Here is a 6,620-nt window from a genome sequence, read left to right as displayed (position 1 = left end):
GGTTCCGTGAGAAGTTTGGGGTGAAACTCCCCTTACTTACTCGACTGAGAGGACGGGAGCTAATCACTCCCTCCTACCCGATTCGCAAAAGTATTATTATCCGATGGCTTTTTTAACGGCCTCAAGAACACGGTCAGCCTGGAAAGGCTTAACGATGAAGTCCTTGGCACCAGCCTGAATAGATTCTATAACCATTGCTTGCTGACCCATAGCAGAGCACATAATACAAACCGCATTAGGATCTGCAGCCTTAATTCCCTTTAGGGCTCCAATACCATCAAGCTCGGGCATTGTGATATCGAGAGTTACAAGGTCGGGTTTCAACTCATTATATTTTTCGATTGCAATCTTTCCGTTCTCTGCTTCGCCAGCAATCTCATATCCATTCTTGGAAAGGATATCCTTAAGCATCATACGCATGAAAGCGGCATCATCAGTAATGAGTATTCTTTTTCCCATATTGAACCTCCAATAAGTAATTTAGTATGAGACAATTAAAACAATTTCTTTTTAAAATTTAATGTAGTTCAGTACATAATCTATTGTATCACAACATTTTAAAAATAAGCGTTAAATCGTTATGCAAATAATTAAAATTTGATAAAGTCTCTGAGAAAAATATTTTAACAATTAAATTAGTTTTGCTTAACGGGAAGTGAGTAATCATACTCAAAATCCTCGTGGTTAACGATTTGCCACTGCGTTATGCTGTAGAAATTGTTTGAAATGCTCAAATTGTTTGCAGTATTAGTAGTTATCGTAATATCAAGAGATTGATTATCGGTAATTGGTATACTTTCTTTTATTATACCATCAACCATTCCTAAATCATACCCTGAATTTACTGCCGCAAGAAAAGCATTTCCTTGGTGACAAGCATTATAGTATATCCGTTCGCGTTCTGCAAGTTTATCGCTTAAAGTGTAGTCTGCTCTTGAGTTTACAAGGGAAAGGCAGGCAAACGATATGAGACTTAGAACTGTAAAAATAAGTAGAATGGAGGCACTTCCTACATGGGCGCCCGGTGGTCTTTGACTTCCTGCCATTATTTATCCTCCTATGTATGTGTCAACAGATATGCTGTGGATGACATTCGGATCGTCATCAGAGGCTTCAAAAAGTGGTTCAGAAAGCTTCCTGACATCTATGATCTTGATTGTGCCGCAGATGGCGTTTCCTTTGAGCTTTACATTATATTTTGTAACATCCGAGTATGCTTCATCTGCAGGAATCTCTTTGGTACTCAGTATTGCCTCAAAAGAAGCTTTTGCTGAATTGCCATCCATATATTCCCAGTTATCATCAAAAAAGATTATGAGATTTTCTTCTGAAAGAAATGCAGAAGGGTAGTATCTGCCGATTTCATTTATGTCGCCTTTTGCGCTGACAAAGCTTTCTGCAAGGGACTGGGACCATGTGACAGCGTGATTTAAGTTTACCGTTCTGTCAGCCATCTCATGGGATGCTACAAAAAGTTTTACGCACACTGCTGCAGAAAGTGAAAAGAAAAAAACTGCAACTATAAGCTCCATAAGGAAAAGGCTTGTTCTTGAATTATTTCTCTGGTTCATTTAGTTTTCCTCTGTGCTTCTTTTGGCTATGTAGACGGCTTCGTTCTCGCCATCAGCTAATACGATATTTACAGATAAAAGAGCTTCCGACGCATAGGAAACATCAAAAGAGTTGATTTCTAGGATCTTCTGACCTGATTGCGGGTAGAAGCTTGTCAGATCCGCTCTTGCATAAAGCTCCATAAGATATCCGTTGTAGTCATAAATATAAGTGTTATATAAAGTTCCATTGACTTCCTCTTGCAAAACAAGAGTGTTCTGATCGAAGAGGGTTGTGACAAAGATTGCACCATTGTTATCAGATTGTCTGACTTTTTCAGTGATATAAGCACAGGCGGTCCTGTGATCATAGTTGCTTTCCATGGTTTCCACGTTCTTTTTGTAGATACCGGCGCCCAAAGAAATAACGGAAAGAGCAGACAGTATAAATAAAAGCATGAGACACAGTATGAATGTCACATCTACAATATGATGTTTATTCTTCACATATTCCATATGTTTTTCCTGCTTAATTGTTTATTTTGATGACTGTTACATCGGGATAAAGATTCGAGGCAATGGGCTGATAATCCACAAAAAAGGTGTTTTTGTCATAGGTGAGCCCGTAATGATCTTCAAGATATGTCAGATCCGGAGGATACATTCCCTCAATTGCGTAGCACTGCACAATATCTCTGGCCAATGCGCTTTCCAGCGATTCCTGCTGCTTTTCAATCGTGTTTTTTCCTGACGCGTCAACAGCAAAGTAAAATAAGAGGATAATAGCAGCAAAAATGACTGCCGAAAGGATCCTGTATGCGGTATCAGATATGTTTAATATTTTGCTTTTCTTTTCAAACCTGTTTGTCATTTACTTATCCTATAGATGTCATGATGCCCATAAGTGGCATGATCACTGATAAAAGGATCATTCCTACTATTATGGAGAGTATTATTACCAAAGTCGGTTCTATAATAGATATTATTGATGAGATCTTTCTCTGGGTCTCACGCTCAAATCTGTCAGCAATCTGTTTCATTGCCTTATCCATTGATCCGGATTTGAATCCAACATCTACCATCTGTGCATAGAATGATGTGAATATTTTTGAAGCCAAAAGAGCTTCAGGAAAACTGCTTCCGTCGATGAGCATTTCTTTGCATTTATCGATTTTTTCTTTCATCTCATTTGATTCCACAAGCTTTTTTACCAGGGCAAGACCTTCAAAGGTGTCCATGCCACTTGAAAGAGTCAGGACCATTCCACTGGCAAAACGCTCACTTTCAAGCTCCTGCATAAGCTTTTTGGTCGGCGCGAATCTGCCGATGAATTTTCTGAATGCCTGGCGGCCTGAGATGGTATAAGTGATGTAGAAAAATAAAATTGCCAAAAGAACCAGAACCGCTACAAGTATAAAGGAGTATCTGTTAAGAATATTTCCCAGACTTAACAGTGACTGTGAAAAACCGCTCATTGCTGTCCCAAGCTGTGCAAAGACCTGCTCAAAAATAGGGAGGACCTTTAAGACAAGAACCAGTACAACTACAAGCATCATAAATACCATGATGAGAGGGTAGCTGATGGCGCTTTTTATACTGGATTGTATGCTGTCTTCCCTTTCGTAGTAGTCAGCAAGAGAGTCCATAACTACATCAATGTTTCCGGATTCTTCACCGATCGTTACCATGTGAGAGACATAGTCCGGGAAAACTCCGCTCATAGTCAGGGCAACATGGAATTTTTCGCCGCTCCTTAAAACCTGACTGATGGAACCAAGGATCTCTTTTATGGAAGGATCATCAGTGTCCTGAGTTAATATCTCAATGCTGTCAGAGGGAGCAATACCGGCCCTTAAAAGAAGAGCAAGCTGCCTGCAAAAACTTGATATTTCGTAGCTGTTTAGCTGTTTGATTTTTCTTTTTGTTTTCATAATCCATTCCCTAATAGATGTATTTTACGGAGTAATTTGATCCGTCTCCAATAAAGCTCTTTAGTTCTTTTTCATTGACATTGGATGCAAAGGTCGGGTCCATGAGTGACCATTTTGTGCCATCAAACTCAATGATTCCGTTCACCCAGCCAACATCTGTGATATAGGTGCTTATCCACGCGTGATAAGCAGTTCCTGCGTAGCCGACTTCCATTCTGGTAGGAATTCTCTGACTTCGCAGCATGCTGCTCATAAGTACTGCATAATCAAGGCATATTCCTTTTTTGGTTGAAAGAACTTCATCAATGTCAGGAATATAGCCACTTTGGACAGTTTCAGCTTCATTGTAGTCGTAGGTAATGTTGTCAATCATAAAATTGTAAATTGACGAGACAACTTCCAGATCGTTGTTGCAGGAATAACTAAGCTCCTGCCCCTTGGAAATAGCCGCATCATCTTTTGTGAAATTGACGTATTGATTGGGATATAAAAAAGGTGAAAATTCATTGGAAATATTTACCTCGACCATCTGGGAAAAGACCATAGAATACTGAGTCTTTTCTATGTTCTCATAAACATTTACAAGGTATTCACCATTGCCTGACTGAAGAGGGAAAACCTCATCAGTGGGAGTCTGTGAATTTAGATTATAAGTATATGTAGTTTCATCAGGTCCTGTTATCTGAAGTTTGACCTTGGGCGATTCGCCGGTATATCTGACGATCACGTATCCTTCAGAAGAGTTGGAAGCATCAAGATGAGCAAATTCATTCTCATAGGTAACAGTTCCGCTCGCTTCAGGAACAAGGCAAACAGGCGTATTATCCCTGGTGCCCTTTACAGGAGCAGAAGCTGTGTCCGCTTCCTCTGTTCCGAAACTGGAGTCAGAGGGAATAGTGCGAGACTCAGAAACAGTTTCACTGCTTCCACACCCGGAAAGAATAAACAGGATCATGCCTGAAACTATAAATATTTTTTTATCAAAAAAACGATTAATCCTCATTATTATATTTTACAATAGTTTGTGTGCTGTGGGGATTCTTTTTTTGAAGGTGTAGTATTCAGTGAATCCACAGTCTTTGACAATATCTGTCATGACATCAAAATGCGTCGCAACTCTGTCGGGAGTGTGGGCATCTGAGCCAAAAGTGATTATCTTTCCGCCCATTTCCTTATATCTTTTTATTATTTCAGGGCATGGATTGGGCAAAAGATCCATATCCTCATATGCAAGGACTTTTGAGTTCAGATCCAGACCCTTGTCATTCTTTATAAGATGCTCAAGGATCGCATCGATCTTTTCACTATATCTTTTGTAGGAATAGGTATCATCGCCCTTGGGAACATAGCGGGATATATAATCAAGGTGCCCAAGAACGTCAAAGTCCGTGAACTTCGTGATGTTCTCCAGGGTTTCATCAAAATACTTATTGAAAATATTATCCACAGTATCAGCTTCCCAAAAATCGCTGTAGAAAGGGTCTCTTTTCTCTAAAAGGTGCTGTGAAGCTATAACGAAATCAAAGTCATGCTCTTTGACAAATTCAAGATTTTCTTTTACGCAGTCATCCTGCATTCCTACTTCAACGCCAAATTTGATAGTTATCTGGTCCTTATATTTATCACTGTAGTATGAATATTCTTTATAATAAGCATCAACATCGAGCATAAATGGGTCCGGTGGAAGATCCGGTAAAAGAGGATAATTCAGGTCCAGGTGCTCTGTAAAACAGATTTCGCTAAGTCCCTGCCTGATAGAAGATAAGATCATATCTTCCATTGGCGCCTGACTGTCGCCTGAATTGTGGGTGTGCATGTGATAGTCCGGTGGAAGTAATTTATTCATATTATCCCTGCTCCAAAGTTATCAATATTGAGAAGTACATGTTTAGTATTTTTTAAGCATATTCTAGCATAAAATTTTACAATCTTACTTGATTTATGCATAAAAGTTTATTAGAATAAGAGTTGCTGATAAAAATTTATCAAATATGATATTGTAACAGCAACTAAATATATAATTCATTTTAGGAGGAACTTAAAATGGCAGTTAAAGTAGCAATCAATGGTTTTGGCCGTATCGGTCGTCTTGCATTCAGACAGATGTTTGAGCACGAAGGAACAGAGATCGTAGCAATCAACGATCTTACAGCTCCTAAGATGCTTGCACACCTTCTTAAGTATGATTCATCACAGGGCAAGTACAAATACGCTGATAAGGTATCTTACGGCGAGGATTCCATTACTGTAAACGGTAAGGAAATCAAAATCTACAAGGAAGCTGATGCTAATAACCTTCCTTGGGGAAAAATCGGAGTAGACGTTGTCCTTGAGTGTACAGGTTTCTACACATCAAAGGAAAAGGCTCAGGCTCACATCAACGCTGGTGCAAAGAAGGTTGTTATTTCTGCTCCTGCAGGAAATGATCTTCCTACAATCGTATATAACGTTAACCACGAGACACTTACAGCAGATGACAACATCATTTCAGCTGCATCTTGCACAACAAACTGCTTAGCACCTATGGCTAAGGCTCTTAACGATTTTGCACCTATCCAGTCTGGTATCATGGCTACAATCCATGCTTACACAGGTGATCAGATGATCCTTGATGGACCACAGAGAAAGGGTGACCTTAGAAGAGCACGTGCAGGCGCTGTTAACATCGTTCCTAACTCAACAGGTGCTGCAAAGGCTATCGGTCTTGTTATCCCAGAACTTAACGGCAAGCTCATCGGAGCTGCTCAGAGAGTTCCTGTACCTACAGGTTCAACAACACTTCTCTTCGCAGTTGTTAAGTCAGCTACAGAAGTAACAAAGGATTCTATCAACGCAGCTATGAAGAAGGCTTCAGATCCTGAGACATTCGGTTACAACGAGGATGAGATCGTATCTTCAGATATCGTTGGAATGACATATGGTTCACTCTTCGATGCTACACAGACAATGGTTACAGCAATCGGCGATGGCCTCTATGAAGTTCAGGTTGTTTCATGGTATGACAACGAGAACTCATACACATCACAGATGGTTCGTACAATCAAATATTTTGAAAAGTTTGTTAAGTAATTAAGGATTAACTAAAAGGTCCGGTCCAAATGGACCGGACCTTTTTTAAAACGAAAAGGAGACAAAAAAG

At 39.7% G+C, this 6,620-nt stretch carries 9 protein-coding genes; 1 reads left to right on the top strand and 8 read right to left on the bottom strand.

The window, feature by feature from the left end:
• Nucleotides 1-96: 96 nt before the first annotated feature.
• From E7303_RS07630 to E7303_RS07595, 8 genes are all read right to left on the bottom strand, one after another.
• The gene (locus E7303_RS07630) at nucleotides 97-459 is read right to left on the bottom strand and encodes a response regulator (protein WP_022773049.1); all 363 of its coding nucleotides are present in this window, start codon (nucleotides 457-459) and stop codon (nucleotides 97-99) included.
• 176 nt (nucleotides 460-635) lie between these two features.
• Complete coding sequence (locus E7303_RS07625) at nucleotides 636-1,046, bottom strand: hypothetical protein (protein ID WP_292144601.1); 411 nt, start codon at nucleotides 1,044-1,046, stop codon at nucleotides 636-638.
• Nucleotides 1,047-1,049: 3 nt separating this feature from the next.
• Nucleotides 1,050-1,571 (bottom strand): hypothetical protein, encoded by a 522-nt coding sequence (locus E7303_RS07620; protein WP_292144600.1) that lies wholly within the window; start codon nucleotides 1,569-1,571, stop codon nucleotides 1,050-1,052.
• Nucleotides 1,572-2,066 carry a DUF4860 domain-containing protein gene (locus tag E7303_RS07615; protein ID WP_292144599.1) on the bottom strand — a complete coding sequence of 165 codons (495 nt, stop codon included), beginning with the start codon at nucleotides 2,064-2,066 and terminating at the stop codon, nucleotides 1,572-1,574.
• A gap of 13 nt (nucleotides 2,067-2,079) precedes the next feature.
• Nucleotides 2,080-2,421, bottom strand: a complete 342-nt coding sequence (locus E7303_RS07610; protein WP_292144598.1) for a hypothetical protein — start codon at nucleotides 2,419-2,421, stop codon at nucleotides 2,080-2,082.
• Between the two features lie 4 nt (nucleotides 2,422-2,425).
• Entirely contained in the window at nucleotides 2,426-3,481 is a 1,056-nt protein-coding gene (locus E7303_RS07605) for a type II secretion system F family protein (RefSeq protein ID WP_292144597.1), read from the bottom strand.
• A gap of 10 nt (nucleotides 3,482-3,491) precedes the next feature.
• The gene (locus E7303_RS07600) at nucleotides 3,492-4,484 is read right to left on the bottom strand and encodes a transglutaminase-like domain-containing protein (protein ID WP_292144596.1); all 993 of its coding nucleotides are present in this window, start codon (nucleotides 4,482-4,484) and stop codon (nucleotides 3,492-3,494) included.
• Between the two features lie 9 nt (nucleotides 4,485-4,493).
• A complete protein-coding gene (locus E7303_RS07595; RefSeq protein WP_292144595.1) occupies nucleotides 4,494-5,327 on the bottom strand; it encodes a histidinol-phosphatase HisJ family protein in 834 nt (277 codons plus the stop codon).
• Nucleotides 5,328-5,524: 197 nt separating this feature from the next.
• On the opposite strand from E7303_RS07595, the gene gap reads away from it, so the two are divergent.
• A complete protein-coding gene (gene gap, locus E7303_RS07590) occupies nucleotides 5,525-6,550 on the top strand; it encodes a type I glyceraldehyde-3-phosphate dehydrogenase (protein WP_292144594.1) in 1,026 nt (341 codons plus the stop codon).
• Nucleotides 6,551-6,620 lie beyond the last annotated feature (70 nt).

It is taken from the genome of Butyrivibrio sp. (genome assembly GCF_015056685.1).
In the GTDB taxonomy this organism is placed as follows: domain Bacteria; phylum Bacillota; class Clostridia; order Lachnospirales; family Lachnospiraceae; genus Butyrivibrio.
This window is presented reverse-complemented; position numbering and strand designations above follow the sequence as displayed.

Excerpts from the sequence above, each read along its gene's own strand:
- E7303_RS07630 (WP_022773049.1), bottom strand. The coding sequence starts at position 459 with ATGGGAAAAAGAATACTCATTACTGATGATGCCGCTTTCATGCGTATG.
- E7303_RS07625 (WP_292144601.1), bottom strand. The coding sequence starts at position 1,046 with ATGGCAGGAAGTCAAAGACCACCGGGCGCCCATGTAGGAAGTGCCTCC.
- E7303_RS07620 (WP_292144600.1), bottom strand. The coding sequence starts at position 1,571 with ATGAACCAGAGAAATAATTCAAGAACAAGCCTTTTCCTTATGGAGCTT.
- E7303_RS07615 (WP_292144599.1), bottom strand. The coding sequence starts at position 2,066 with ATGGAATATGTGAAGAATAAACATCATATTGTAGATGTGACATTCATA.
- E7303_RS07610 (WP_292144598.1), bottom strand. The coding sequence starts at position 2,421 with ATGACAAACAGGTTTGAAAAGAAAAGCAAAATATTAAACATATCTGAT.
- E7303_RS07605 (WP_292144597.1), bottom strand. The coding sequence starts at position 3,481 with ATGAAAACAAAAAGAAAAATCAAACAGCTAAACAGCTACGAAATATCA.
- E7303_RS07600 (WP_292144596.1), bottom strand. The coding sequence starts at position 4,484 with ATGAGGATTAATCGTTTTTTTGATAAAAAAATATTTATAGTTTCAGGC.
- E7303_RS07595 (WP_292144595.1), bottom strand. The coding sequence starts at position 5,327 with ATGAATAAATTACTTCCACCGGACTATCACATGCACACCCACAATTCA.
- gap (WP_292144594.1), top strand. The coding sequence starts at position 5,525 with ATGGCAGTTAAAGTAGCAATCAATGGTTTTGGCCGTATCGGTCGTCTT.